This window comes from Sphingobium trunci (assembly GCF_022664535.1).
In the GTDB taxonomy this organism is placed as follows: Bacteria; Pseudomonadota; Alphaproteobacteria; order Sphingomonadales; family Sphingomonadaceae; genus Sphingobium.
Map to the genome: position 1 here is coordinate 83,640 of NZ_JAKUJY010000012.1, position 26,826 is coordinate 110,465.

24 protein-coding genes are annotated in these 26,826 nt (G+C 65.6%); 16 read left to right on the top strand and 8 right to left on the bottom strand.

All coding sequences use genetic code 11. The features are described 5' to 3' along the window. Nucleotides 1-21 precede the first annotated feature (21 nt). Complete coding sequence (locus MJ601_RS12445; protein ID WP_242126843.1) at nucleotides 22-576, top strand: thiamine phosphate synthase; 555 nt, start codon at nucleotides 22-24, stop codon at nucleotides 574-576. A 303-nt stretch (nucleotides 577-879) separates the two neighbouring features. Here MJ601_RS12445 and MJ601_RS12450 read toward each other — a convergent pair whose 3' ends face one another. Then, on the bottom strand, nucleotides 880-1,614 hold the full coding sequence (locus MJ601_RS12450) for a hypothetical protein (RefSeq protein ID WP_242126844.1): 735 nt from the start codon (nucleotides 1,612-1,614) through the stop codon (nucleotides 880-882). Between the two features lie 273 nt (nucleotides 1,615-1,887). On the opposite strand from MJ601_RS12450, the gene MJ601_RS12455 reads away from it, so the two are divergent. From MJ601_RS12455 to MJ601_RS12480, 6 genes are all read left to right on the top strand, one after another. After that, the gene (locus MJ601_RS12455) at nucleotides 1,888-2,337 is read left to right on the top strand and encodes a DUF3576 domain-containing protein (protein WP_242126846.1); all 450 of its coding nucleotides are present in this window, start codon (nucleotides 1,888-1,890) and stop codon (nucleotides 2,335-2,337) included. Between the two features lie 85 nt (nucleotides 2,338-2,422). After that, the gene (gene leuS, locus MJ601_RS12460; RefSeq protein WP_242126848.1) at nucleotides 2,423-4,939 is read left to right on the top strand and encodes a leucine--tRNA ligase; all 2,517 of its coding nucleotides are present in this window, start codon (nucleotides 2,423-2,425) and stop codon (nucleotides 4,937-4,939) included. A gap of 120 nt (nucleotides 4,940-5,059) precedes the next feature. Further along, a complete protein-coding gene (lptE, locus tag MJ601_RS12465) occupies nucleotides 5,060-5,569 on the top strand; it encodes an LPS assembly lipoprotein LptE (protein ID WP_242126850.1) in 510 nt (169 codons plus the stop codon). Then, entirely contained in the window at nucleotides 5,566-6,591 is a 1,026-nt protein-coding gene (gene holA, locus MJ601_RS12470; RefSeq protein ID WP_242126852.1) for a DNA polymerase III subunit delta, read from the top strand. The genes lptE and holA overlap by 4 nt, the downstream gene beginning before the upstream one ends. Before the next feature lie 40 nt (nucleotides 6,592-6,631). Beyond that, nucleotides 6,632-7,036 carry a peptide-methionine (R)-S-oxide reductase MsrB gene (gene msrB, locus MJ601_RS12475; RefSeq protein WP_242126907.1) on the top strand — a complete coding sequence of 135 codons (405 nt, stop codon included), beginning with the start codon at nucleotides 6,632-6,634 and terminating at the stop codon, nucleotides 7,034-7,036. 111 nt (nucleotides 7,037-7,147) lie between these two features. Then, on the top strand, nucleotides 7,148-9,217 hold the full coding sequence (locus tag MJ601_RS12480) for a transglycosylase domain-containing protein (protein WP_242126854.1): 2,070 nt from the start codon (nucleotides 7,148-7,150) through the stop codon (nucleotides 9,215-9,217). 189 nt (nucleotides 9,218-9,406) lie between these two features. Here the strand turns inward: MJ601_RS12480 and MJ601_RS12485 are convergent, their stop codons facing one another. Continuing rightward, nucleotides 9,407-10,375: a retroviral-like aspartic protease family protein gene (locus MJ601_RS12485; protein ID WP_242126856.1), complete on the bottom strand. Its 969-nt coding sequence runs from the start codon at nucleotides 10,373-10,375 to the stop codon at nucleotides 9,407-9,409. A gap of 261 nt (nucleotides 10,376-10,636) precedes the next feature. On the opposite strand from MJ601_RS12485, the gene rho reads away from it, so the two are divergent. Next, complete coding sequence (gene rho, locus MJ601_RS12490; protein WP_242126858.1) at nucleotides 10,637-11,893, top strand: transcription termination factor Rho; 1,257 nt, start codon at nucleotides 10,637-10,639, stop codon at nucleotides 11,891-11,893. 131 nt (nucleotides 11,894-12,024) lie between these two features. Next, entirely contained in the window at nucleotides 12,025-12,744 is a 720-nt protein-coding gene (locus MJ601_RS12495) for a YjbE family putative metal transport protein (RefSeq protein WP_242126859.1), read from the top strand. A gap of 126 nt (nucleotides 12,745-12,870) precedes the next feature. Here MJ601_RS12495 and MJ601_RS12500 read toward each other — a convergent pair whose 3' ends face one another. Further along, the gene (locus MJ601_RS12500; RefSeq protein WP_242126909.1) at nucleotides 12,871-13,839 is read right to left on the bottom strand and encodes a quinone oxidoreductase family protein; all 969 of its coding nucleotides are present in this window, start codon (nucleotides 13,837-13,839) and stop codon (nucleotides 12,871-12,873) included. Between the two features lie 15 nt (nucleotides 13,840-13,854). Then, nucleotides 13,855-14,553 (bottom strand): dienelactone hydrolase family protein, encoded by a 699-nt coding sequence (locus MJ601_RS12505; protein WP_242126861.1) that lies wholly within the window; start codon nucleotides 14,551-14,553, stop codon nucleotides 13,855-13,857. Nucleotides 14,554-14,713: 160 nt separating this feature from the next. Between MJ601_RS12505 and MJ601_RS12510 the strand changes: the two genes are divergently transcribed. From MJ601_RS12510 to pepN, 7 genes are all read left to right on the top strand, one after another. Then, a complete protein-coding gene (locus MJ601_RS12510) occupies nucleotides 14,714-14,968 on the top strand; it encodes a DUF6489 family protein (protein ID WP_242126863.1) in 255 nt (84 codons plus the stop codon). A 27-nt stretch (nucleotides 14,969-14,995) separates the two neighbouring features. After that, on the top strand, nucleotides 14,996-16,279 hold the full coding sequence (mnmE, locus tag MJ601_RS12515) for a tRNA uridine-5-carboxymethylaminomethyl(34) synthesis GTPase MnmE (RefSeq protein WP_242126866.1): 1,284 nt from the start codon (nucleotides 14,996-14,998) through the stop codon (nucleotides 16,277-16,279). 72 nt (nucleotides 16,280-16,351) lie between these two features. Continuing rightward, nucleotides 16,352-18,202 (top strand): tRNA uridine-5-carboxymethylaminomethyl(34) synthesis enzyme MnmG, encoded by a 1,851-nt coding sequence (gene mnmG / locus MJ601_RS12520; protein ID WP_242126867.1) that lies wholly within the window; start codon nucleotides 16,352-16,354, stop codon nucleotides 18,200-18,202. Further along, on the top strand, nucleotides 18,199-18,840 hold the full coding sequence (gene rsmG / locus MJ601_RS12525; protein WP_242126869.1) for a 16S rRNA (guanine(527)-N(7))-methyltransferase RsmG: 642 nt from the start codon (nucleotides 18,199-18,201) through the stop codon (nucleotides 18,838-18,840). Before mnmG ends, rsmG begins: the two co-directional genes overlap by 4 nt. Further along, the gene (locus tag MJ601_RS12530; RefSeq protein WP_242126871.1) at nucleotides 18,837-19,619 is read left to right on the top strand and encodes a ParA family protein; all 783 of its coding nucleotides are present in this window, start codon (nucleotides 18,837-18,839) and stop codon (nucleotides 19,617-19,619) included. The genes rsmG and MJ601_RS12530 overlap by 4 nt, the downstream gene beginning before the upstream one ends. Continuing rightward, on the top strand, nucleotides 19,616-20,536 hold the full coding sequence (locus MJ601_RS12535; RefSeq protein WP_242126873.1) for a ParB/RepB/Spo0J family partition protein: 921 nt from the start codon (nucleotides 19,616-19,618) through the stop codon (nucleotides 20,534-20,536). Before MJ601_RS12530 ends, MJ601_RS12535 begins: the two co-directional genes overlap by 4 nt. Nucleotides 20,537-20,606: 70 nt before the next feature. Next, a complete protein-coding gene (gene pepN, locus MJ601_RS12540) occupies nucleotides 20,607-23,207 on the top strand; it encodes an aminopeptidase N (protein WP_242126875.1) in 2,601 nt (866 codons plus the stop codon). A gap of 46 nt (nucleotides 23,208-23,253) precedes the next feature. Here pepN and MJ601_RS12545 read toward each other — a convergent pair whose 3' ends face one another. Genes MJ601_RS12545 through MJ601_RS12560 form a run of 4 tightly spaced genes read right to left on the bottom strand, consistent with a single transcriptional unit; the run spans nucleotide 23,254 to nucleotide 26,794 of the window. After that, nucleotides 23,254-23,859, bottom strand: a complete 606-nt coding sequence (locus tag MJ601_RS12545) for an ABC-type transport auxiliary lipoprotein family protein (RefSeq protein WP_491572915.1) — start codon at nucleotides 23,857-23,859, stop codon at nucleotides 23,254-23,256. An 11-nt stretch (nucleotides 23,860-23,870) separates the two neighbouring features. Continuing rightward, nucleotides 23,871-24,833 carry an MlaD family protein gene (locus tag MJ601_RS12550; RefSeq protein WP_242126877.1) on the bottom strand — a complete coding sequence of 321 codons (963 nt, stop codon included), beginning with the start codon at nucleotides 24,831-24,833 and terminating at the stop codon, nucleotides 23,871-23,873. A 3-nt stretch (nucleotides 24,834-24,836) separates the two neighbouring features. Continuing rightward, nucleotides 24,837-25,685: an ABC transporter ATP-binding protein gene (locus MJ601_RS12555; protein WP_242126879.1), complete on the bottom strand. Its 849-nt coding sequence runs from the start codon at nucleotides 25,683-25,685 to the stop codon at nucleotides 24,837-24,839. After that, on the bottom strand, nucleotides 25,685-26,794 hold the full coding sequence (locus MJ601_RS12560; protein ID WP_242126881.1) for an MlaE family lipid ABC transporter permease subunit: 1,110 nt from the start codon (nucleotides 26,792-26,794) through the stop codon (nucleotides 25,685-25,687). The genes MJ601_RS12555 and MJ601_RS12560 overlap by 1 nt, the downstream gene beginning before the upstream one ends. Between the last annotated feature and the right edge of the window lie 32 nt (nucleotides 26,795-26,826).

A 26,826-nucleotide genomic window follows, 5' to 3' on the forward strand; every position in this document is an offset into this window, starting at 1 on the left:
GGCGCTGCTATAGGCAGGGCCATGAAAGGCCGCCACCGCAAAAAACTGCCGGGTCTCTGGCTGATGACCGATGAGCGCGTCGGGCAAGCATCGTTGCTGGCAGCGGCCGCGCGCTTGCCGAAGGGGCGGGCGGGCATGGTCCTGCGCCATTATCGCACGCCCAAGCCGGAGCGGCGGGCGTTGTTCGACCGTCTGGCGGGGATCGCGCGGCGGCGGCGGCTGGTGCTGATGCTCGGCGGCACGGCGCGGCAGGCCGCGGCTTGGGGCGCGGACGGCTGGCATGGGCGGGATATCCGCCGGGCAGGGTATCCGCTTCTCCACAGCATGCCCGTGCATGATGCGCGGGAGATGCGGAAGGCTGGGGCGGAGGGGGCCGACCTCGTCTTCCTGTCGCCCTTGTTCGTGACCCGCTCCCATCCCGGCAGTCCCTGGCTGGGCCGGGTGCGTTTCGCCGCCCTGGCGCGGCAGGCAAGGGTGCCGGTCATGGCGCTGGGCGGGGTCCGGCGGGGGCATCGGGCGATGCTGAAAGGCCTGGGCGCATCAGGCTGGGCCGCCATCGATGCCTTGTCGGGTTGAGGATGGCGTGAGGCTGGCGGCGGGATCCGGGTGACATAGGTGACACGATAGAGGGGTGTGAATCCGCCATTTCCGGCAGGATTTCCTATTGCATCCAGACTGTTGAAAGAGCCGCGAGCGGTTTAGCGCGGGCCGGTGGCTGTAGGACAGACTTATTTCGGCAGGCGGCCCATGGCGGAGGTGGAAAGAGGAAAAGGCGCCAGACGTGCCGGTTCCCCTCCACCATAATGCACATGGTCCCGCTCCCCATCTCTCGATGGGGAGGATTTTTCATTCAGGGGAATCCGGGGGATTCCCGCAGGGTCAGAATTTGAAGACCGTGCCCAGATAGACGGCCTGGGCGTCCTGGCGGTCGTCCGTCATCGGCGTCAGGCGCCCGGCGAAGCTGTTGTTGTAGCGGATGCCGGCGGTGACGTTCAGGTTGCGGGTCAGCGAATAGGAGCTCGCCAGATCCAGCGAATAATCCTTGTCGGCGCTGGGATTGCGGACGGTGGCCGCCGGTTCGCGGCGGCTTTCGATCAGCACCTTGGTGCTGAAGCGATCCTTGCCGTCCTTATCCTTGTCCAGCGAGAAATTCCGCGCGCCCGCCATTTCGACCGGAACCGGATCCAGTTCCTTCCGGCCCACGGCTTCGGGCAGGGCGAACTTGCGCCAGTTATGGGCGCTGTTCAGGCTGAAGGCGACCGGCGCGATGCTGATCGGATCGAGCCCGCGCTTCGCGTTCGCGCCATCGTTGAGATCGGCCGCGCGGACCATCACGGTGACGGAACGCTGCCCGCTCATCGAACCGCTGGTCGGGGTGAAGCGGAAACTCTGACGACTGGCCGAAGCCGCGATCTTCGCATAGGCTGCCGCCAGACGCGGATCCTTGGTCGTGGGGGTGAAGGAGGAGATGCTGCCCAGTGCGCCAAGCGAAACAGGTATCTCATGCCGCAGGCGCACGAGATCGGTCGCCGCGCCGAAAGCGGGAGACAGCATGAAGCCGGCCGCGGCAATTGCCGAGCCCGCCAATGCGATATGTCCCCTTTTCAGGCCCATGATACGAATCTCTTCCCCACCGACAAAGTTTTCTGCGTGTCTTTCTACACGCAAGAGTCTGATATGGGTAGAGCGCTACCATTTTTTTGTCCGGGCTGTTGCACGGAACACACAGGATTCTTGCCGATCCCGCGACGGGCCGTTGCGACGGGCCGTGGGGCGCCCGATGCCCCCCTCCCGCGCCCGACCCCACTCTTGCGCCCAACCCCTTGCCGATTGGCGCGGCTTCTCTATAGAAGCGAGGCGTTTTCCTGAATGATGGGACATGAATTGATGGTCCGCCGCCTTTCTTCGCCTCTTACCGCCGGTCTGCTGCTGGCTGCCCTATTGCCGCTCGCCGCCTGTGGGGGCGGGTCGAAGGAACGGCCGAAGGCCGACCTGGCCGCCTCCAAGGTGACGACGATCGGCGTCAACGCCTATCTGTGGCGCGCGAGCCTCGACACCCTGTCCTTCATGCCGATGGTGCAGACGGATTCGAACGGCGGCGTGATCGTCACCGACTGGTACGCCAATCCGAACAGCCCGAACGAGCGGATGAAGCTGACCGTGTCGATCCTCGACCAGGATCTGCGCGCCGATGCGCTGCGCGTCGCCGCCAGCCGCCAGGTCAGCCAGAACGGCCAGTGGGTCGACGCCCCGGTGCAGGCGGCGACCGTGCAGAAGCTGGAAGAGATCATCCTGACCAAGGCCCGCGACCTGCGCCGCATGGCGATTGCAGGCTAAAGCCCTTTTCCGTCGATTGTTGTAGAATCAGGGGGCTGGGCTTCATGAAAAGCTCGGCCCGAACGCATTTTTGAGGACTCATCCAATGCAAAGGCGCTTCAACCCGCTGGAGGCCGACGCCCGCTGGCAGGCCGTCTGGGACGAGAAGCAGACGTTCAAGGCGTCGGACAGCAGCGACCGCCCGCGTTCCTATGTGCTGGAGATGTTCCCCTATCCGTCCGGGCGCATCCATATCGGCCATGTGCGCAACTATTCGATGGGCGACGTGCTGGCGCGCTTCCGCCGCATGACCGGGCATGAGGTGCTGCATCCGATGGGCTGGGACGCCTTCGGCATGCCCGCCGAAAATGCGGCGATGGAAAAGAAGGTGCACCCCGGAAGCTGGACGCGCGAGAATATCGCGACCATGCGGGCGCAGCTCAAGAAGCTGGGCTTCGCGCTCGACTGGAGCCGCGAGCTCGCCACCTGCGAGCCGGACTATTACGGCCATGAGCAGGCGCTGTTCCTCGACATGATGGAAGCGGGCCTGGTCTATCGCAAGGAATCGGCGGTCAACTGGGACCCGGTCGACATGACCGTGCTGGCGAACGAGCAGGTGATCGACGGCAAGGGCTGGCGATCCGGCGCGCCGGTCGAGAAGCGCAAGCTGTCCCAATGGTTCCTGAAGATCACGCAGTTCGCCGACGATCTGCTGGCGGGCCTGAAGACGCTGGACCAGTGGCCCGAAAAGGTGCGGCTGATGCAGGAAAACTGGATCGGCAAGTCGGTCGGCCTACAATTCCGCTTCAAGCTGGACCAGGTGGTGGACGGCATCGGCGAGGTGGAGGTCTTCTCCACCCGGCCCGACACCATCTTCGGCGCGAGCTTCGCGGCGATCGCGGCGGACCATCCGCTGGCCCTCGCGCTGGAGGCGAAGGACCCGGCGCTGGCCGCCTTTGCCGAGGAATGCCGCCACACCGGCACCGCCGCCGCCGAGGTCGAGACGCAGGAGAAGAAGGGCTACGACACCGGCCTGTCGGTGATCCACCCCTTCACCGGGCGCAAGCTTCCCCTGTTCGTCGCCAATTTCGTGCTGATGGACTATGGCACCGGCGCCGTCATGGCGGTTCCCGGCCATGACCAGCGCGACCTCGACTTCGCGCGCAAATATATGCTGCCCGTCGAGCGCGTGGTCGCCGCCGAGGGCGACGAGGACAAGGGCATTGGCGAGGAGGCCTATGTCGGGCCGGGCCGGCTGGTGAACTCTGATTTCCTCAACGGCATGAGCGTCGAGGAAGCCAAGGCCGAGATCGTCCGCCGCGCCGAGGAAGGGGGCTGGGGCACCGGCACCACCGTGTTCCGCCTGCGCGACTGGGGCGTTTCGCGCCAGCGTTACTGGGGCACGCCGATCCCGGTCATCCATTGCGAGGATTGCGGCCCGGTGGGCGTGCCCAAGGACCAGTTGCCCGTGGTGCTGCCGGAGGATGTCAGCTTCGACATTCCGGGCAATCCGCTCGATCGCCATCCGACCTGGAAACATGTCGATTGCCCCAAATGCGGGCGTCCGGCGCGGCGCGAGACGGACACGCTGGATACCTTCGCCGATTCGAGCTGGTATTTCATCCGTTTCGCCAGCCAGCCCAGGGATAAGCCCTTCGACCGCGAGACGGTGGAGAAATGGCTGCCCGTCGGCCAATATATCGGCGGCGTGGAACATGCGATCCTGCACCTGCTCTACGCCCGTTTCTGGACCCGCGCGCTCCGGCATATGGGGCAGATCGGCTTTGCCGAACCGTTCACCGGCCTGTTCACGCAGGGCATGGTGACGCACGAGACCTACAAGTCGCCCGAAGGCGCCTGGCTCGCCCCGCAGGATGTGGAGCGGCAGGGCGACAAGGTGGTGATGCTCGAAGGCGGCGCGCCGGTGACGGTCGGCCGCGTCGAGAAAATGTCCAAGTCCAAGAAGAATGTCGTCGATCCCGACGACATCATCGCCCAATATGGCGCGGACGCGGTGCGCTGGTTCATGCTGTCCGACAGCCCGCCGGAGCGCGACCTGCTCTGGACGGAAGCCGGCATCGAAGGATCGTGGCGCTTCGTCAATCGCCTCTGGAGGCTGTTCGGGGAGGCCGACAAGGCCGCCGAGGGGCAGGACAAGGCCCTCGACCGCAAGCTGCACCAGACCATCGACGGCGTGGCGAAGGATATCGAGGCGCTGTCCTTCAACAAGGCGGTGGCGAAAATCTACGAACTGACCAACGCGGTCGAAAAGGCCAGGCCCTCGGCCAGCCGCAGCGCGGCGATCCGCGCGCTGGCGCTGCTGGTCGCGCCGATGACCCCGCATCTGGCCGAGGAGGCCTGGGCGGACATGGGCGAGGCTGGCCTGGTGGCGGAAGCCGCCTGGCCCGCGGTCGATCCGGCGCTGCTGGTCGAGGATGAGGTCACCATCGCCTGTCAGGTCATGGGCAAGCTGCGCGACACCATCACCGTGCCGAAGGGCACACCCAGGGACGAGCTGGAACGCCTCGCCCTCGCCGCGCCCAATGTGGCGCGGACGCTGGACGGCGCCAGCCCCAAGAAGATCATCGTGGTGCCGGATCGCCTGGTGAACCTGGTCATCTGATCGGGAAGGGTGGGACGGGCGAGCGGAGGAAGCGTTCGCCCTTCCATTTTCGTTCGTTTGCCGCATTCCGCGAGCCGTCCACTGTTCCAGCCGGCTTCAGAATGCTCTAAGGGCTTATCCATGAAGCGCATATTGCCCCTGCTTGGCCTTACCCTCCTGCTTTCCGCCTGCGGCCTGCGCCCCGTCTATAGCGGGGGCAGCCATGGCGCGGTCGCGCAGGCGCTCGGCCATGTCGAGGTGCAGCCGATCGAGGGCAAGGGCGGCTGGCTGGTGCGCAATGCGCTGAACGACCGGCTCTCGGCGATGAGCGGCACCGGGCCGGGCTACAAGCTGGTGGTGAAGCTGGATGACAATATCAGCGGCTTCGGTCTGCGGTCCGACGCTGCCGTCACGCGCGAGCGGCGGGCCCTGCGCGCCCGCTACCAGCTGATCGACGGCGCCACGGGCGCGCAGATATTCGACGACACCGCCGGGTCGGACGTCGGCATCGACGTCGTTTCCAGCGAATATGCGACCATCGCGGCGGAAGACACGGCGCTCGAACGCCTGTCGCAGACCATCGCCGACCAGATCGTCGCCCGGCTCGCGCGCTTTGCCCAAAGGGAGCAGAGCCGGGACTCGTCGCGTTGAAGGCCAATCGCGGCCAGATCGAAAAGGCGCTCGACGCGCCGCCTGCCGACTGCCGCTTCTTCCTGCTCTACGGTCCCGATGAGGCGGGCAGCGCCACGCTGGTCAAGCGGCTGGAACGCGCCATGGGGCCGGAGGCGGAGCGGATCGACCTCGACATCTCGACGCTGCGCGACGATCCGGCCCGGCTGGCCGACGAGGCGGCGTCCTTCTCCATGTTCGGGGACAAGCGCTGGATCCGCGTCAACGGCATGGGCGAGGAATCGCTCCCCGCGCTGACCGCGCTGCTGGAGGCGGAAGCGGCGGGCAATCCCGTCATCGCCACGGCGGGCGCGCTCAAGGCGACGTCGAAGCTGCTGAAGCTGGTCCTCGACCACAAGCAGACCATGGCCTTCGCCTCATACCAGCCCGACGCGCGGGAGGCCGAACAGATCGCCGTCGCCATCGCGCGGGAAGGGGGCCTGCGCCTCTCGTCCGACCTGGGCCGCCGCATCGCGGACCTCACCAACGGCGATCGCACGCTGATGGCGGGGGAGGTGGAGAAGCTGATCCTCTATCTCGATGCCGCGCCCGACCGCCCGCGCGAGGCGACCGGCGAAGCGCTGGATGCCCTGTCCGCCGACAATCCCGACAGCGACGCAGCGCCCCTGGTGAACGCGGTGCTGGGCGGCGACCTCAAAGGCATGAATCGGGAATTGGGGCGTCTGGCCGAAGCCGGGACGGCGATGGCGGCGGTGCTTCGTCCGCTGCTGACCCGCGCCATGCTGCTTGCCAATATCCGCGCCGATTTCGATGAGAGCGGCAGGCTGGAGGGCGCGGTCGAGGCAGCGGGCAAGGCGGTGTTCTGGAAGGAAAAGGGCGTCGTCACCCGCCAGGTGCGCCTGTGGGACGCGACCGGCATCGCCCGCGTGATCCAGCGTCTGGCCCAGGCCGAGCGTGCCAGCCGGTCGGGCAGGGGGCTGGGCGACCTGATGGTCCGCCATGAATTGCTCGCCATTGCCCGGCAGGCGGCGCGGGAGCGGTAAGCGCTTGATCGGACGCAGCGCCATCGCCATATTGCCGCGCATGGACAAGCTGGATCTGACCGACGCGGAATGGCGTGAGCGCCTTTCCCCCGAACAATATCATATCCTGCGCGAAGCGGGCACGGAGCGGGCCTTTACCGGCAAATATAACAGCAACAAGGCCGATGGCCTCTATTATTGCGCGGGCTGCGGCGCCGAGCTGTTCGACGCCGAGGAAAAATATGACAGCGGTTCGGGCTGGCCCAGCTTCACCGCGCCCGTCGATATCGACGCGGTCGACGAAATCCGCGACAACAGCCATGGCATGATCCGCACCGAAGTGCGCTGCGCCAAGTGCGACGGCCATCTGGGCCATGTCTTCCCGGACGGGCCGGGGATCAACGGCCTGCGCTATTGCATGAACAGCGCATCGCTGGATTTCAAGCCGCGCGACGACGGCGAATGATCGTTCATCGCCGGTAAAGCGTCGCTTCTCTTCACAGCCATGAACTTCATGTGCGGCCTGCACGGCTTTTCCACTGGCCGCCTTTCTGTTTAGCGCATATCCGGGCGAACCATGGCACGATCGAGCGAACCGCGAGGCAAGGTGAAGAAATGGCTGGTACGGGGGCTGAAGATCGGCCTCGTCGGCTTTTTGAGCGCGGCGATCGCGGTCGTGGTGGCGGTGGTGATCGCCTATCAGTCGCTGCCCGATTATGAATCGCTGAAATCCTCGCCCAATGGGCAGATGATCCGCGTCCATGCGGCGGACGGCAGCGTCATCGTCTCGCTGGGGCCGAGTTTCGGCCGCTGGCTCAGTTTCGACCAGATCCCGACCGTGATGGTCGACGCCATGGTCTCGACCGAGGACAAGCGCTATTATCTGCATCCCGGCGTCGATCCCATCGGCATGGCGCGCGCCGCCTGGGTGGCGATGGAACGGCGCGGCAGCGGACGCCGCTGGCAGGGCGCCTCCACCATCACCCAGCAGGTGACGCGCAACATCTTCCTCAACAACAGCTACAGCTGGGGCCGCAAGGTCCGGGAAATGGTTCTGGCGCTGGCGCTGGAGCGCAAATTCTCCAAGCGGCAGATCCTCGAACTCTATCTGAACAAGGTCTATTTCGGCGGCGGCGCCTATGGCATCGATGCCGCGAGCCGCAAATTCTTCGGCCATCCCGCGACCAGCCTGGACCTGCCCGAAGCGGCGATCATCGCGGGGCTGGTCAAGGCGCCCTCCAGCTATTCCCCCACCGCCGATGCCGAAGCCGCCATCGGCCGCGCGGGCGTGGTGCTGGAACTGATGGAGGAAAATGGCAAGATCAGCCCGTCGGAGCGCGCCGACGCGCATCTCCAGGATGTGAAGATGGCGCCCGAACCGCCGCAGAACAGCGTCCGCTACTTCACCGATTGGGCGCTGCCGCAGCTCGACACGCTGATCGACGAACCCAATGAGCCGCTGGAGGTCTATACCACCATCGACCTCGGCATGCAGAAGGCGGCGACGGCGGCGGTGCAGGCCAATGTCTCGAACGGGATGCAGGGCGCGCTGGTGTCGCTCGACCGGGACGGCGCGGTACGGGCGATGGTCGGCGGTCTCGATTATGTGACCTCCAATTACAACCGCGCCACCACGGCGACGCGCCAGCCCGGTTCGGCGTGGAAGATCTTCGTCTACATGGCGGCGCTGGAGGCGGGCTATACCCCCGACACCGGGGTCACCGACGGCCCGGTCGACATCAACGGATGGAAGCCGCGCAACAGCAATGGCCGCTATTCGGGCGACATCGATATCCGCACCGCCTTCGCCTATTCGGTCAACACCGTGGCGGCGAAGCTGGGCGTGGAGGTCGGTTTCCCGACCATCGCGGACATGGCGCGCCGCTTCGGCATCACCACGCCGATCAACACCCATCCCTCGATGGTGCTGGGGACGTCGGATGTCCGCCTGATCGACATGACCCGCGCCTTCGCCTCCGTCGCGCGCAAGGGGGTCGCGGTCACGCCCTATGGCATTACCAAGGTCACCACCGCCGACGGGCGCGTCCTCTACGAGCATCAGGACGACACCAGCCGCGTGCTGGTCGCCCCCTGGGTGGCGGCGGGCATGACCGACCTCATGCAGACGGCGGTCAGCACCGGCACCGGCAAGGCGGCGCAGATCGGCCGCCCGGTCGCGGGCAAGACCGGCACCACCAACAGCGGCAAGGATGGCTGGTTCCTGGGCTTTTCCAGCGGCATCACCACCGGCGTCTGGGTCGGGCGCGACGATGCCCGGCCGGTGCCCGCCCTCTATGGCGGCCGCGCCCCCGCGCGCGCCTTTGCCGATTATATGAAGGTGGCGGTCGCCAATCGCCCGGTGGAACAGTTCGAGACCCAGGTGACTTTGCCCGAATGGCAATTGGAACCGGACGAGGAAGCCTATTATGGCCAGCCCGACAATGGCATGATGGTCGACGAGAACGGCCTGCCGATCGAGCGTAGCCAGCAGCGGACAGGCGAGGAGGATCAGCCGTCCGGCGACAGCCCGGACGCCGCGCCCAATCCGGCCGATCGCCCGCAACCGCCGCGCCTGGACCAGCAATGGATCGACAATGTGCTGGGCCGCAACCGGCAGCAGCAGCAGCAACAACAACAGCCGCACTAGGATGTGTGGGGATTCAGTGCCGGGTGAGGCGAGCCGAAGCCCAGCGCAGCTAAAATGGCGGATTTCGAGAACCGGCACGGAGCGACCGGCAGGTCGTGAGCGCTGGAAGCGCAGAAAGCCGTCATTTGCAGCCCGCCTTGGGCTCAATCCCCACAGATCCTGGGGTCCTGACCCTGGGGTGTCCCTACCCTAGCCTGCGGCGCGCCGCGTCGCGGCAAAGCGGGTCCGGTCCAGCAGGCCGGTATCGGGCAGCAGGAAGTCGACCTTCCCCCGCCCGAAATCGATCGCGACCCGATCGAACGCCTTGAGCGCGTCGATGCCGAGCAGCAGCGCCGGCTTGTCCTGCAGCTCCAGTTCGGCAAAGGGCCGCGCATCGGCGAACATGACCGGTATGTCCTTCAGCGTCACCCGGCCCATGCGCACCCGGTCTATCAGGCCCAATTGTCCGGCGAGCGTCTCGCCGGTCACGCTGGTCAGCGACACCATGTTGAGCGCGGGCGCCTTCTTCCGGCGCAAGAGCCTGTCCATCAGCGCCATATTGCCGACGCTGATCGCCGTGCCGGTGTCCAGGATGATGCTGACCTTCGTCCCGTTCACGTCGGAATCGAGCAGGATGAGCTGACCCTTGCGCCGCCGCGCTTCGACGATGATGACATTGGGGTCGCGCCAGCCCTGCCTGCTGTCGCTGATCTCCATCCGGCCGGTGCGGAAATTGAGCAGCAGCCGCTTGGCGTGCAGCCCGTCCAGTCCCAGCAGGCCGGGCGCGCCGATATTCTCGCCCTCCAGCACCGGGGCCTCGATATCGTCGACCACCGTCCGGCCGAAGCCCAGGCGCGGCACGGCGACCGTCTCCACCTCCGCCCGGCCGGTCATGCTGATCACCGTGACCCGGTCCCGCGGCGGCAATGCCAGCCGCTCGGCCAGTTCGCGCGACACGACCGTGCGCTGCGATCCGGTGTCCACCACGAAGTTCCACGGCCCCTTGCCGTCGATCTGGATGGGAATGGTGATGCGCGCGTCGGCGGTGGGCACGGTGCGGACGACCGCGGGCGGATCGGCGGGGTCGAGGGCGGGACGGTCCTGCGCGGCGAGCGGAGGGCTGGCGATCGCCAGCGCGATGCCCAGGGCGGCACGCCGGACGGCGCAGGGTCGGGCCATCTCCTCATCCTCCATATTTTATACCCGTATAGCATGGGCGCCGGACCTCCGCCCATCCCATTTCATTCGCGGCAGGGCGCAGGGCGGCAATTTTCTGTCGCTTTCCTGCATGCAGCCGCCTTGACTTGGACGGGGTGGGATCGCTAAACGCCAGACATTCTATCCCGCCCGTCCGGAGCGGGTCTTTCCCGAGTCTCTGCCGGGCCTGATCTTCCCCCCTCCCCCCTTCCTCATTTTCTCAACCCATCGGACTTCACGCGAATGCACCTCAAGGATCTCAAGAAAAAAGCGCCTGCCGAACTCGTGACCATGGCGGAGGAGCTGGGCGTCGAAGGCGCATCGACCCTGCGCAAGCAGGACCTGATGTTCGCGATCCTCAAGGTCGAGGCCGACAATGGCGAGCAGATCATGGGCGAGGGCACGATCGAGGTGCTGCCCGACGGCTTCGGCTTCCTGCGCTCGCCGGAAGCGAACTTTCTCGCCGGTCCGGACGACATCTATGTCTCGCCCAACCAGGTCCGCAAATTCGGCCTGCGCACCGGCGACACGGTGGAAGGCGAAATCCGCGCGCCCAAGGATGGCGAGCGCTATTTCGCGCTCACCAAGCTCATCTCGGTCAATTTCGACGATCCGGAAGTCGTCCGTCACCGGGTCAATTTCGACAATCTGACGCCGCTCTATCCGACCCAGAAGCTGACGCTCGACACGCTCGACCCGACGATCAAGGACAAGTCGGCCCGCGTCATCGACATCGTCTCGCCGCAGGGCAAGGGCCAGCGCGCGCTGATCGTCGCGCCGCCGCGCACCGGCAAGACCGTCCTGCTCCAGAACATCGCCAAGGCGATCACCGACAACCATCCCGAAGTCTTCCTGATCGTCCTGCTGATCGACGAGCGTCCGGAAGAAGTCACCGACATGCAGCGCAGCGTGAAGGGCGAGGTCGTCTCCTCGACCTTCGACGAACCGGCGCAGCGCCACGTCCAGGTCGCCGAAATGGTGATCGAAAAGGCCAAACGCCTCGTGGAACACAAGAAGGATGTGGTGATCCTGCTCGACTCGATCACCCGTCTGGGCCGCGCCTACAACACGGTGGTGCCGTCCTCGGGCAAGGTGCTGACCGGCGGTGTGGATGCGAACGCGCTCCAGCGTCCCAAGCGCTTCTTCGGCGCCGCGCGCAATATCGAGGAGGGCGGTTCGCTCTCGATCATCGCGACCGCGCTGATCGACACCGGCAGCCGCATGGACGAAGTCATCTTCGAAGAGTTCAAGGGCACCGGCAACTCGGAAATCGTGCTGGACCGCAAGGTGGCGGACAAGCGCATCTTCCCGGCGCTGGACGTCGGCAAGTCGGGCACGCGCAAGGAAGAGCTGCTGGTCGACAAGGCCAAGCTGTCCAAGATGTGGGTGCTGCGCCGCATCCTGATGCAGATGGGCACGGTCGATGCCATGGAATTCCTGCTCGACAAGATGAAGGATTCCAAGACCAACGAGGATTTCTTCGATTCGATGAACCAGTAAGCGGCTGCATGGGTTGTGCTTCTGCCGGAAGCCCGATCCATGTCATCGCGCCGCCGCGATTTTCGGGCCGTCGGACTCCGGTCTGGCGGCCCTTCATTTTGGCCCATATTTTCAGGGGATAGCAGGCCGTCATGATCGACCTACTCGCAACCGCCGCTGCCGCGGCCCAGGGGGCCGGCTCACCAGCCGATATCTGGGCGCATATCGTCAATGATTTCAGCAATATCGGCTCGCCTGCCGCGCTGGCTGCATTCGGCCAGGTGCTGATGATCGACGTTCTGCTGGCGGGCGACAATGCGATCGTCGTCGGTGCGCTGGCGGCGGGCCTTCCGGCCGAGCAGCGCAGGAAGGTGATCCTGATCGGCATCATCGCGGCGCTGGTGCTGCGCATCGCCTTTGCGCTGGTCGTGACGCAGCTCATGCAGATCGTCGGCCTGATCCTGGCGGGCGGGCTGCTGCTGCTCTGGGTCGCGTTCAAGATGTGGCGCGAACTGCATCCGGAGAGGGGCGGGGACACGCCCGAAACAAGCGATGACGATATTTCCGGCCTGCGTCCGGCCAAGAGCTTTGCGGGCGCCGCCTGGGCCGTCGCCGTCGCGGACGTGTCCATGAGCCTTGACAATGTGCTGGCGGTGGCGGGCGCGGCGCGGGATCATCCCGGCATCCTCATCATCGGCCTGATCCTGTCGGTGGCGCTGATGGGCATCGCCGCCAACATCATCGCCAAATATATAGAGCGCTTCCGCTGGATCGCCTATATCGGCCTTGCCGTGATCGTCTATGTCGCGTTCAAGATGATCTATGACGGCATCGTCGACCATCAGGTGGGCATTTTGACCCTGTTCGTCTGATCCCGCGGCCCGGCGGAGGTCCGGCGGAGGGATCAGCCGTCCGCCGGTTCGTGGCGCTCAGTCGCCGGGGCTGGGGGCAATCCCCGCTCCCTGCCGAAAATATTCCATTAAAACAGGTCTTTATCCTCAGGGGATGAGGACGGTACTGCCGATCGTCTGGCGTGCCTCCAGCGCCCGATGCGCATCCGCCGCGTCCGCCAGGGCGAAGCGCTGGCCGATGACGGTCTTCACCACCCCGCGCGCCATGCGATCGAACAGCCTCTGGGCGGTATGATCCAGCTCCTGCTGGGTGACGATATAGTCGAACAGGGTCGGGCGGGTGACGTAAAGCGATCCGCCCCGGCTGAGGTCCAGCAGGCTGACCGGCGGCACTGCCCCCGACGCATTGCCGTAACTGACCATCAGTTCCCGCCGCTTGAGGCTGGCGAGGGAGGCGGACCAGCTATCCTTGCCGACGCCGTCATAGACGACGTCCACGCCCTTGCCGCCGGTCAATTCACGCACCCTCGCCGCCAGAGTGTCGAACGGACCGTGCAGGCTATGGTCCGCCTCCACCCGCGCGGCCTTTTCCGCCGATCCGCTGTGCGCGATCACGGTCACGCCCTTGTCGCGGAGCCACGGCACCAGCACCGACCCGACGCCGCCCGCCGCTGCATGGACCAGAGCGGCCTGTCCCGCTTCCAAGGCGATGGTATCTTCGGCCAGATAACAGGCGGTCATGCCCTTCAGCATCATCGCGGCGGCATCTTCGGTGCTGATGCCGTCGGGGATTTTGACCGCCCGGTCGGCCGGCACGATGCGGTGGGTGGCGTAGCTGCCCATGCCGCTGACGCAGCCCACCCGGTCGCCTACCGCAAAGCCGGTCACGCCCGGCCCCACGGCCGCGACATGGCCCGCGCCCTCGGACCCCAGCGGGGTCGGCAAGGGCAGGGGATAGAGGCCGGTGCGATAATAGGTGTCGATGAAGTTCAGGCCGACGGCGTCCTGCGCGATCAACAGCTCGCCTTCGCCGGGCGCTCCCGGATCGAAATCCTCCCGCTCGATCACTTCCGGCCCGCCATGGGACCGGACCACCATCCGCCAAGCCTGAACCATCATCCGTCCTTCCCGTCAGAGATTCGCCGCGAAGAAATCGGCGGTCCGCTGGTCGGCCAGTTGTGCGGCCTCCTCATTGCGGCGATTGCCCATTTCGGCGGCAAAGCCATGGTCCAGCCCCTCATAGTCATACAGGGTGACATGGCGGTTATCCTTCAGCCCTTCATGCATTTTCTGCTGGACGTCGGCCGGGACGAAGCCGTCGGCGGTGGGGACATGCAGCAGCACCGGCTTGCCGATCGCATGCTGTTCGCCCAGCAGGCCGTCGATTCCCACGCCATAATAGCCGACAAAGGCATCGCCATCGGTCCGGCAGGCCGCCATGAAGGCCAGCCGCCCGCCCAGGCAGTAGCCGACCAGGCCGACCTTGCCGCCGTCAGCCAGTTCGGCGCGAGCCGCCTTGATCGTCGCCTCGATATCGCGGATGCCCAGATCCTGATCGAACTCCTGCATATGTCCGATCGCGGCCTGGAATTCCTCCGGCACGTCGGGGTCCAGCTCGACATGCGGCTTTTCGCGCCAGAACAGGTCGGGCGAGAGCGCCAGATAGCCGGCCTTCGCCCAGCTGTCGCATTTCCGGCGGATGCCCTCGTTCACGCCGAAAATTTCCTGGATCACGACGATCGCCGCCCTGGGCGTCCCCTCCGGCCGGGCAACATAGACATCGAATTGGGCATCACCCTCCAGCGTGGATATGGATGTAAATGTCGCCATGGAAAAATCCTTTCCTCTTTCTCGGTCTCGAAAATCCGACAGCATATTGGCCACTGTGCTGGCCAGCGCAACGCCGCAGGAGTCAAAAAATTTGCGTTTATCATCCTTGTTGCGGCATGAGGGGTGGGCATGTGCTCGCACCCACAAAAGGTAGTCTGATATGAAGGTAAGCGTCGATGTCGACTGCACCCCTGCGGAGGCCCGGGCTTTCCTCGGCCTGCCCGATGTCACACCGATTCATGACAAATATGTGAAGACGGTGCTGGACAGTTTCGACGGGATCGCCAATGTCGAGCAGATGGAAACCCTGTTCAAGAGCTTCTCGCCGCTGGGCGATGCGGGGATGCGCCTGTTCCAGCAGATGATGAACATCGGCCTGGCCGGAATGCCGGGCAAGAATGGCGACAAGAATTAGGACTGCGATTTCCCCGCACAGCCTGCCGTGACCGACACCATCTTCGCTTTGTCCAGCGGCGCCCCGCCCGCCGGGATCGCGGTCATCCGGATCAGCGGGCCAAGGGCAGGTGCCGCGCTGGAGGCCCTGGCCGGACGGATTCCCGCAGCGCGGCGGGCGGGATTGGCCCTGCTCACCGATCCGCGCGACGGGGCGCCCCTGGACCGGGCGTTGGTCCTCTGGCTGCCGGGTCCGGGAACCGTCACCGGCGAGGATCTTGCCGAGTTACATTGCCATGGCGGGCGGGCCGTCGTGACGGCGGTCGAGGACGCCTTGGGCAGCTTGCCGGGGCTGCGCCGCGCCGAACCGGGGGAGTTCACCCGCCGCGCCTTCGTCAACGGCCGGATGGACCTGAACGCCGTGGAGGGGCTGTCGGACCTGCTCGCCGCCGAAACGCAGCAACAACGGCGCGCCGCGCTGATGATGGCGGAGGGCCATTTTTCCCGCCGGGTCGAGGCCTGGCGCGAAGCGCTGCTCCGCCTGTCCGCTATGACCGAGGCGGCGCTGGATTTCTCGGATGAGGATGACGTCCCCGACGCCGGGATAGAGGCGCGGATCAGCAGCGAGATTCTCACGCTGGCGCGGGACGTCGCCACCATATTGACGGCGCCCTCGGCCGAGAGACTTCGCGACGGCATCAGGGTGGTCTTGGCCGGGCCGCCCAATGCGGGCAAGTCGACGCTGCTCAATCATCTGGTCGGACGCGAGGCCGCCATCGTCTCCGACATTGCCGGGACCACGCGGGACCGGATCGAGGTGCCGGCGGCCATCGGCGGCGTCGCCTTTCTTTTCACGGACACGGCGGGTCTGCGTGACGAAGTGGGCGACGCGATCGAGGCGATCGGCATGGACCGGGCGCGCATGGCGCTCGATGCCGCCGATATCATCCTGTGGCTTGGCGATCCGGCGGACCTGCCCCGTGAAGACGCAATCCTCGTGGCGGCACAGGCCGACCTGCGCGATCGGGACGACCGGCCGGGCCTGCGTCTTTCGGCCCGGACGGGACAGGGGATGGAACGGCTGGTCGCGACATTGCTGGAGCGTGCGGCTCGCCTGCTGCCGGGGGAGGGTGATTATGCCCTCCACCGTCGCCAGCGTGACGGCGCGGCTTTGCTGGAACAGCATCTACGGGCGGCGGCTGGAAGGGATGACCTGCTGATAGCGGCGGAGGAATTGCGCCAGGCCCGCAACACCATCGACGCCCTGACCGGACAGGCCAGCACGGAGGATATGCTGGACCATCTGTTTGCAGGCTTCTGTATCGGCAAATGATCTGATGTTCCACGTGGAACAGTCTTGAAACAGTTTTGACCCGGCCGGCCCGAATCTGATAAGGGGCCTCCCATGCAGACAAGCTATGATGTGATCGTGGTCGGCGGCGGCCATGCGGGCTGCGAGGCAGCCTCTGCGGCGGCGCGCAAGGGCGCGTCGGTCGCGCTGTTGACCTTTGAAAGGGCTACAGTCGGGGCGATGTCCTGCAATCCGGCGATCGGCGGGCTGGGGAAGGGCCATCTCGTTCGCGAGGTCGACGCGATGGACGGGCTGATCGCCCGCGCCGCCGATGCCGCCGCCATTCATTATCGCATGCTCAACAGCAGCAAGGGCGCGGCGGTCCAGGGGCCGCGCATACAGGCGGACCGGAAGCTCTATCGCGCGGAAATTCACCGCTTGCTCGATAGCCAGACCGGACTGGAGATTGTCGAGGGCGAGGCGGTCGAACTGCTGTTGGCGCGGGGCGAAGTATCCGGACTGCGTCTGGCCGACGGCCGCCATATCCTTGCTCGGGCCGTTGTGCTGGCGACCGGCACCTTTCTGGGCGGCAAGCTGTTCCGGGGCGAGGAGACCAGCATCGGCGGCCGCACCGGCGAGCGCGCCGCGACCGAGCTGGGCGTTCAACTGCGCGCGCTCGACCTGCCGATCGGCAGGCTCAAGACGGGAACGCCGCCGCGTATCGACGGGCGGACCATCGATTGGGCGCAGTTGGAGGAGCAGCCGTCGGACGGCGCAGGCTGGACCATGTCGGCCTTGTCGCCCGTGCGCCTGTTGCCGCAACTGAGCTGCGCGATCACCCGCACCAACGACCGGACCCATGCCATCATCCGTGAAGGTCTGGGACGATCGCCTCTGTTCAGCGGCGCGATCGAGGGGCGCGGCCCGCGCTATTGCCCGTCCATCGAGGACAAGGTGATCCGTTTTGGCGACCGCGACGGGCATCAGATTTTCCTGGAGCCGGAAGGGCTGGACAATCATCTGGTCTATCCCAATGGCATCAGCACCTCTTTGCCCGCCGATGTCCAGCTGGCGATGATCCGCTCCATGGCGGGGCTGGAGAAGGCCGAGATCGTGGTGCCGGGCTATGCCGTCGAATATGATCATATCGATCCGCGCGCGCTGGACTCGTCGCTGGAAACGCGCGCCATTCCCGGCCTGTTCTGCGCCGGGCAGATCAACGGTACGACCGGCTATGAGGAGGCCGCTGCACAGGGGCTGGTCGCGGGCGCCAATGCCGCCGCGCGGGCGAGGGGGGCGGCAGCTCTGATCCTGGACCGGGCAAGCAGCTATATCGGTGTGATGATCGACGATCTGGTCCTTCAGGGCGTCACCGAACCCTATCGCATGTTGACGGCGCGGGCGGAATATCGCTTGCGGCTTCGCGCCGACAATGCTGGTACGCGGCTTGGTCCGGTGGCGCAGGAGCATGGCCTGTTGGGTTCGGATCGGGCGGCTCATTATGAAGCGCGGCAGGCGGAGCGGGAGAGGGTGGAAGTCGAGCTTGCCCGTCTCATGTCCGCGACCGAAATGGCGCGCGCGGGTGCGGCGGTTCGTCAGGACGGCGCCCGCCGATCCCTGTTCGATTGGGCGCGCTTTCCAGAAGTCGACCGGGCTTTGCTGCTCGACCTGGCGCCGTCGCTCCAGACGGTCGCGGAAGATTTGTGCGCCGAGATTCTGGAGGACGCACATTATGCCCCTTATCTTGAACGGCAGGACGCGGAGATCGCCGAATTGCGCCGCAATGAGCGGGTCGTCATTCCCGCCGATTTCGACTTTGCCAACATCGGTGGCCTATCCACGGAAATGATCGAGCGGCTTGATCGGGCGCGTCCCGACACGCTGGCGGCGGCCGGTCGCATTCGCGGCATCACGCCCGCCGCGCTGGCGGCCCTTCTCGTGCATATCCGGCGGCGCGCGGCGTGACGGAAGAAGAAGCGCGGGCCTGGCTCGATCGGCAGTTCGATGTTTCACGTGGAACATGGGAGCGGCTCGAAGCCTATGTCGCCATCCTGCTGGAGGAGATGGAACAGCAGAATTTGATAGCGGAATCGACGCGCCCCCACGTCTGGGCGCGCCATATCGTGGATTCTGCCCAGCTTCTGCCGCTCGCCGCCTCGGCAGGGGACGGGGCATGGATCGACCTGGGATCGGGCGCCGGTCTGCCGGGCATCGTCGTGGCCATATTGTCGGACCGGCCGGTGCAGATGGTCGAATCCCGCCGCAAGCGGATCGATTTTCTCAACAGCGTGCTATCCCGTATCGGCCTGACCCATGCGAGTGTCTTTGGCGGCCGCGTCGAAACCGTCCCTGCGGCACGGGCGGCGATCATCAGCGCCCGCGCCTATGCGCCTTTGCCCCGCTTGCTCGAATCCGCGATCCATCTGTCCACAGAAAAGACCATTTGGGTGCTGCCAAAAGGACGAAATGCGCAGAATGAACTGGAGGCGGCGACTCGATCATGGCAAGGTGTGTTCCACGTGGAACGCAGCGTGACGGATGCCGATAGCGCGATCATCGTTGCAAGCGCCGTCAGATCCGCCAGGAGGAAAGCCCGAGGATGATCCAAATCGCCATTGCCAACCAGAAGGGTGGCGTCGGAAAGACCACGACCGCGATCAATCTGGCCACCGGCCTGGCTGCGACGGGCCTGCGCGTGCTGCTGGTCGACCTCGACCCGCAGGGCAATGCCTCGACCGGCCTGGGCGTCAACCAGTCGGAACGCAGCCAGTCCAGCTATGATCTGCTGGTCGGCAATTGCGCGCTGGAAGATGCGATCATCACGACCCGCGTGCCCAAGCTGGACATCGTGCCCGCGACGCAGGACCTGTCGGGCGCGGAAATCGAACTGATCGAATATGAGGAACGGACTCACAGGCTGGAGCGCGTGCTGGCGGAGGCGCAGCCGGGCCGCTGGGACATTTGCCTGATCGACTGCCCTCCCTCGCTGGGCCTGTTGACGATCAATGCGCTGGTCGCCGCCCAATCGCTGTTGGTGCCGCTGCAATGCGAATTTTTTGCGCTGGAGGGTCTGTCGCAACTGCTCCAGACGGTCGAGCGCATCCGGGGCCGTTTCAATCCCGGCCTGTCGATCATGGGCGTGGCGCTGACCATGTATGACCGCCGCAACCGCCTGACCGACCAGGTGGCGGATGATGTGCGCGCCTGTCTGGGCGACCTGGTTTTTTCCACCGTCATCCCCCGCAATGTTCGCCTGTCCGAAGCGCCTAGCCATGGTGTTCCGGCGCTGATCTATGATTTTCGCTGTCCGGGGTCGGAAGCCTATATGCGTCTGGCGCGCGAACTGATTGCGCGCCTGCCCCGTCAGGAGGTTGCCGCTTGAGTGAAGAGAATCTGACGAAGCCGGCCCGGCGTCCGCAGGGTCTGGGCCGGGGCCTGTCCGCCTTGCTGGGCGATGTCGCGCGCGAAGAGCCGGTGGCGGCCAATGCCGCCCCGCCGCCCTCGACAAAGGCGATCCAGAGCATCGAGGTGGCGCTGATCCAGCCTCACCCCGAACAGCCGCGCCGCCATTTCGACGATGGCGCGCTCCAGGAATTGGCCGATAGCATCGCCAAGCGCGGCGTGATCCAGCCGATCATCGTCCGCCCCCATGGCGGCGGTTTCCAGATCGTTGCGGGCGAACGGCGCTGGCGCGCCGCGCAACGGGCGCAGCTCCACCGCATCCCCGCCATCGTCCGCGACTTTGACGAGGCGGAAACGCTTGAAATCGCGCTGATCGAGAATATCCAGCGCGAGGATCTGAACCCGATCGAAGAGGCGGAAGCCTATCGCAAGCTGATCGCGGAATTTCATCACAGCCAGGAAGCGCTCGGCCGCCTCGTCGGCAAATCGCGCAGTCATGTCGCGAATCTGATGCGCCTGCTCGAATTGCCTGCACCGGTGCAGCAGCAGGTGATCGAGCAGAGGTTGAGCATGGGCCATGCCCGCGCCCTGATCGGCGCGCCCGATTGCGAAAGCCTTGCGCGGACGGTCGAAACGAAGGGCCTTTCGGTGCGCGACACCGAGCAACTGGTGCGCCGGGCCAAAAAGGGCGACGACGCGCAGCCTCGGCGACGCGAAGCCGCACCCAAGGACAATGACGCGGATATCGCCGCGCTGGAGCAGCATCTGGCCGATATATTGGGCGTGAAGGTGGATATCAGTTACGGCAATGGCGGTGGCGGCATCCTGTCGCTGCATTATTCGACGCTCGACCAGCTCGACATGCTTTGCCAGCGCCTGTCTGGCGAACGCATCTGACCGTCCGGGTGGTGCGCATTTCCGCGCGCCACCACTGGCCTTTTACCCGCCAGATCCTTAGGTTGCGGGAATGGCCGACATGCAATCCTCCCCCGCCGCCCTTCCCGCCGTCATTCGCCGCGAAGATTATCGTGCGCCCGACTGGCTGGTCCCCGACCTCGCTCTGGATTTCGATCTGGATGCGGCCGCGACCCGGGTAAGCGCGACACTGTCGGTCAGCCGCAATGGCGAGCATGACCGCCCGATCCGGCTGGACGGCGACGGCCTGATCCCGCTGGAGATCAAGGTCGACGGCCAGCCCCTGTCCCAGGATCAATGGTCGCTGGAGGCCGGTGCGCTTCTGATCCCGCTGTCCGGGACGGAGCATGTCATCGAAACGCTGGTGGAGATTGCGCCGCAGGGGAACAGCAAGCTGATGGGCCTTTACGCCAGCGGCGGGCTGCTCTGCACCCAATGCGAGGCGGAGGGTTTTCGGCGCATCACCTTCTTCCCCGACCGGCCCGATGTGCTCTCGCGCTATGACGTGCGGATGAGCGCGGACAAGGCGCTGTACCCGGTGCTGCTGGCCAATGGCGACCCGGTGGAGCAGGGCGACCTTCCCAACGGCCGCCATTGGGCGCGCTGGAGCGACCCCTTCCCCAAGCCCTGCTATCTCTTCGCCCTGGTGGCGGGGAACCTCGCCTGCAATGCCGACCGCTTCGTCACAATGAGCGACCGTGAAGTGCAGCTTGGCATCTGGGTCAAGGAAGCCGATCTGCCCCGCACCGCCCATGCCATGCAGGCGCTGAAGAACAGCATGGCCTGGGATGAGCGGGTCTATGGCCGCGAATATGATCTGGACGTGTTCAACATCGTCGCCGTTGCCGATTTCAACTTTGGCGCGATGGAGAATAAGGGCCTTAACATCTTCAATTCACGCTATATTCTGGCCGATCCCGAAACCGCGACCGACATCGACTATGATGGCGTCGAGGGCGTGGTGGCGCATGAATATTTCCACAACTGGTCGGGCAACCGGGTCACCTGCCGCGACTGGTTCCAGTTGAGCCTCAAGGAAGGCTTCACCGTCTTTCGCGATCAGAATTTCTCCGCCGACATGGGCAGCCACGCGGTCAAGCGGATCGAGGATGTCCGCATCCTGCGCGCGGCCCAGTTCCAGGAGGATTCCGGCCCGCTCGCGCATCCGGTGCGGCCCGAATCCTATATGGAAATCAGCAACTTCTATACCGCCACCATCTATAACAAGGGCGCGGAGCTCATCCGCATGATGGCGCTGATGCTGGGGCCGGAGCGGTTCCGGGCGGGCACCGATCTCTATTTCGAGCGCCATGACGGGCAGGCCGCCACCTGCGAGGATTTCGTCCGCGCGATGGAGGAGGGGGGCGGGATCGACCTTGGCCAGTTCCGCCGCTGGTATGAGCAGGCGGGCACGCCCCATGTCCGCGCGCTGCTGACCCATGATCCTGAAACCGGAATCGCCGAATTGCGGCTGGAGCAGACGGTTCCGCCGACGCCGGGCCAGCCGGAAAAGCGGCCCATGGCGATCCCGCTGCGCATGGCCCTGTTCGACAGGGAGACGGGCCAGAGCCGCGGCGATGAACTGCTGATGCTGACGCAGGCGCAGCAGAGCTTCACCTTCGCCGACTGGCCGACCGCGCCGGTGCTGTCGATCAATCGTGGCTTTTCCGCCCCGGTGATCGTCGGAACCAATCGCAGCCAGGCCGATCTCGCTTTCCTGTCGGCGCATGATGACGATCCTTTCGCCCGCTATGAGGCGATGCAGCAGTTGATGGTCAATGTGCTGGTCGGCCGCATCGCCGGGCAGCCGGTGGACGAGGATGCGGTGGTCGCGGCGATCCGCAACACCGCCACCGATCCGCTGCTCGACCCGGCCTTCGTCGCGGAAGCGATCCGCTTGCCGAGCGAGGCCTATCTGGGGGACCAGATGGCGGTGGTCGATCCCGATGCGATCCACGCCGCCCGCGATGCCTTGCAGAAACGGATCGGCGCCGAACTGGAGCCGCTGTGGCGCGATATCCATGCCCGGACCAGGGCCAACGCCTTCGCGCTCTCCTCCACGGCAAAGGGCGCGCGCAAGCTGCGCAACACCGCGCTGCTCTATCTCGCGGCGTCAGGCGCCTCGGACGGTCCGGCCGTCGCCTTCGGCCAGTTCAGCGAAGCCGACAATATGACCGAGCGGCAGGCGGCGCTGGCGACGCTCGCCAATGGCACCAGCGCGGAGCGGGAAGCTGCGCTCGACATCTTCTACAACCGTTATCGCGACGATGCGCTGACGCTGGACAAATGGTTCCAGACCCAGGCCTTCGCCTTCCATCCCGATACGGTCGATCTGGTCGAGGAACTGGGGAAGCATAGGGATTTCACCATGGCCAATCCCAACCGGGTACGATCGCTCTACGGGGCCTTTGCCGGCAACCAGTGGGCGTTCCATCACAAGTCGGGCAAGGGCTATCGGCTGGTCGCGGACTGCATCATCGCGCTCGACAAGCTCAATCCTCAGACCGCAGCCCGTCTAGTCCCGCCGCTCGGCCGCTGGAAGCGCTTCGACGGGGAACGGGCGGCCCTGATGCGGGCGGAACTGCAACGGATATTGGCGGAGCCGGGCCTGTCCAAGGATGTCACCGAACAGGCGGGCAAGAGCCTGGAGTGACCCCGGCCCCGATCCGCCCACTCAGGAAGAGGGCGCGAACCGGCTTCTAACGCCCCTGCGCCGCCAGCCAAGCCGCCACATCGGCGGCCACCTTGTTGGCGGCGGCGTTGAGCGGCGCGCCGACGCTCAGCGCGTCGATCTTGCCGGTCACGGGCGCGCTGGCGGTGAAGCGCTGTTTGGCAATGGCCACGCCGCCCGGTCCCGCCAGCATCGCATCATAGGTCACGACCGCCTGATGGCCCGTCGCGTCCAGGCCGAAATCGACCAGCTCGCCCATCAGCCGCTGCCCCGCATCGGCCGAATATTGGCCGGGATCGAGCACGATCCGGTTGCTGGTCGCGGCGATGGTCTCCGCCAGCAGCTTCTGGAACAGGTGACGCGGCGTGTCGGCCCATTGCACCTTGGTCACATAGGCGACCGAGGTAGGCGACGTGCGAACCGGAACGCGTACCGTGTCCAGCATCTTGGGCGCTTCGGGATCGGCGATGGTGATCGTCGTGCCCGGACTGGCGCTGCGCAGCGTGCCGGGCTGGACCTTCTGCGCGGCATCCAACGACAGCAGCCGTTCCGGCGGCTTGCCCCCGAAGGAGACGCAGCCCGACAGAGCGAGGGCGCAGACAAGGGCGAGGCCCGGTTTCTTGTGGAACATCATCGCAGCCTCTCTCATGGCTTGTAATCGGGCAATTTGGGCGATCCGACGATCGACCCGGCGCCCTGCTGATCGAGCTTTTCGGCGACGCCGCGGAAGGAACGCGACATTTCGCGCAGGTCGCGCACCAGCTGGTTCACTTCCGGCATGGTCTGGTTGCTGAAGGCGTGGACGCCGGGCTGGGCTTCGGCAATGGTCTTGTCCAGCGTATCGATGCTGTGCGTGGCCGATTGCACGCTCTTGCGCAGGTCGGCCATCAGCGGACGGCCCTCGTCGTTCAGCAGGCCATCGGTCGTCGCGGCCAGCTTGCCGATCTGCTCGGCGGCGATGCCGGTGCGCTGCACGGCGACGCGCGCTTCGGCCAGCGTCGCGGAGATTTCCGGGCTGCGGTCCGCCAGCGACCCGGAAATCCGCTCGACATTGGCCAGGATGCCCGCGATCGACTGCTGATTCTTGTCGTTGAGCAATTCGGTCAGCCGCTCCGTCAGGGTCGAGAGCCGTTCCAGCAGTTGCGGCGCATTGTTGAGCAGCTCGCCCAGTGCGCCGGGCTTGGTCGGGATCACCGGCACACCGTCGGGGCAGATGGCCAGCGTATTGTCCGCCGGGCAGACGATGGGCGGCGCGCCCTTGACGGCGCCGTCCAGCACGATCTCCGAAACGCCGGTAAAGCCGACGCCGGAGATCGTCGCGGTCGTGCCGCGCAATACCGGCGTTCCTTCCTTCACGGAAATGCGCACCTTCACGAAGCTGGGATCGCGCTTCCACAGCTCGATCTTCTCGACCTGGCCGGAAGGAACGCCCGAATAGTTGACGCTCGATCCCTTGGCGAGGCCGTTCACCGACTGCTTGAAGAAGATGTCATATTCCATATTGTCGCCCTGCGAGAGGCGCGAGAACCAGAAGGCGGCGACCATGATCGCGGCCAGCAGCAGCAGCGTGACCGTGCCGACCAGCACATGGTTGGAGCGGGTTTCCATATCCTATCGCCTCTTGTCCTGTTCGCGAGCGACGGCCGCCGTCGCGGCGCGCCCGCGCGGGCCGTTGAAATATTCCTGAATCCACGGATGGTCGGTCGCCAGCAGTTCGTCGATGGTGCCGACCGCCGTCACCTTCCTGTCCGCCAGCACCGCCACCCGGTCGCAGATCGAATAGAGCGTGTCGAGGTCATGGGTGATGAGGAACACGGTGAGGCCCAGCGTCTGCTGCAATTTGCGCGTCTGATCGTCGAAGGCCGCCGCGCCGATCGGGTCCAGCCCCGCCGTCGGCTCGTCCAGGAACAGCAGGTCGGGGTCGAGCGCCAGGGCCCGCGCCAGACCCGCGCGCTTCTTCATGCCGCCCGACAGTTCCGCCGGATATTTGGGGCCAGCCTCGGCCGGCAGGCCGGTCATGCGGATCTTGTAGGCGGCGATCTCGTCGCGCAGTTGCGGCCCGATATTGGGATAATATTCGCGGATCGGCACCTCGACATTCTCGGCTACCGTCAGGGTGGAGAAGAGCGCGCCCCCCTGGAACAGCACGCCCCAACGCTTGCGGATCGCCAGCGCCTCGTCATCCAGACGGCCGATCATCGATTCGCCGAAGACGTGGATCTCGCCCTCCTCCGGCGTCTGCAGGCCGATGATGGAGCGCATCAGCACCGACTTGCCGGTGCCCGAGCCGCCGACCACGCCCAGAATCTCGCCCTTGCGCACGTCGAGGTCCAGCCCCTCATGCACCACCTGGTCGCCGAAGCTGTTTTTCAGATTGCGCACCGAAATGGCGATGTCGTCCTTTTCGACCGCCTGTTCGACCCGGGCTTCCTCTGCGCTGATCTCCTCTTCGGGCGCCATCAGTTCCAGCCCACCCAGGTGAAGAACACCGCGAAGAAGGCGTCCAGCACGATCACCAGGAAGATCGCCTGCACGACGGCCGATGTGGTGCGAAGGCCCACTTCCTCGGCATTGGCCTTGACCTGCATGCCCTGGAAACAGCCCGCCAGCGCGATGATGACGCCGAACACCGGCGCCTTGATCAGGCCGACCCACAGGTCATGGATCGGCACCACCTCGCGCAGCCGCTGGACGAAGGTGATGGGCGGAATGTCGAGCGACACGGCGCAGAGGAACCCGCCGCCGATGATCGCCACGATCGAGGAATAGAAGCCCAGCAGCGGCATCATCACCACCACGGCCAGCGTGCGCGGCAGCACCAGAGCCTCCATCGGCGACACGCCGATCGTGCGCATGGCATCGACCTCCTCGGTCAGCTTCATCGTCCCCAGTTGCGCGGCGAAGGCGGAACCGGAACGGCCCGCGACCATGATCGCGGTCATCAGCACGCCGAGCTCGCGGAAGGTGAGGCGGCCGACCAGATTGATCGTCAGCATCTCCATGCCGAACTGGCGCAACTGCACCGAACCCTGCTGGGCGATGACGATGCCGATCAGGAAGCTCATCAGGCCGATGATGCCCAGCGCCGACACGCCGACCACTTCGAAGCGCTGGACCACGGCATTGACGCGGAAACGGCCGGGATGGCGGATGACGTTCCATGTCGCCACCAGGGTGCTGCCGAAAAAGCCGAGCAGGCCGAGCAGCGTGGCCCCCGAATTGACCACCGCCTCGCCGATCTGGCCCACCACCCGTTCCCAGGGCGGCACATAGTCGGGGCGGATATTGACCGGTTCGTCGAGCTGGCCGACCGCCGCGATCAGCCGTTCGGCGTCGCAGCGATCGCCCGTGATTTTGCAATCCAGCCGCTTGATCGTGCGATGCAGCACCCAGGCGCCGATCGTGTCCATATGGTCGACGCCGCTCAGGTCGATGGCGTCGACCGGACCGGCAATGGCGTCCAGCCTGTCGGAAAGGTCGTGAAGACAGGCGATGGACAGCGTGCCTGAAAGCCGGACGACCTCTTTGCCATCGTGCATTTCCTGGGCAAGATCAGCGGCTTTGTTCATCAAGGCGGAGATGTGGTCCATTATCGGTTGCA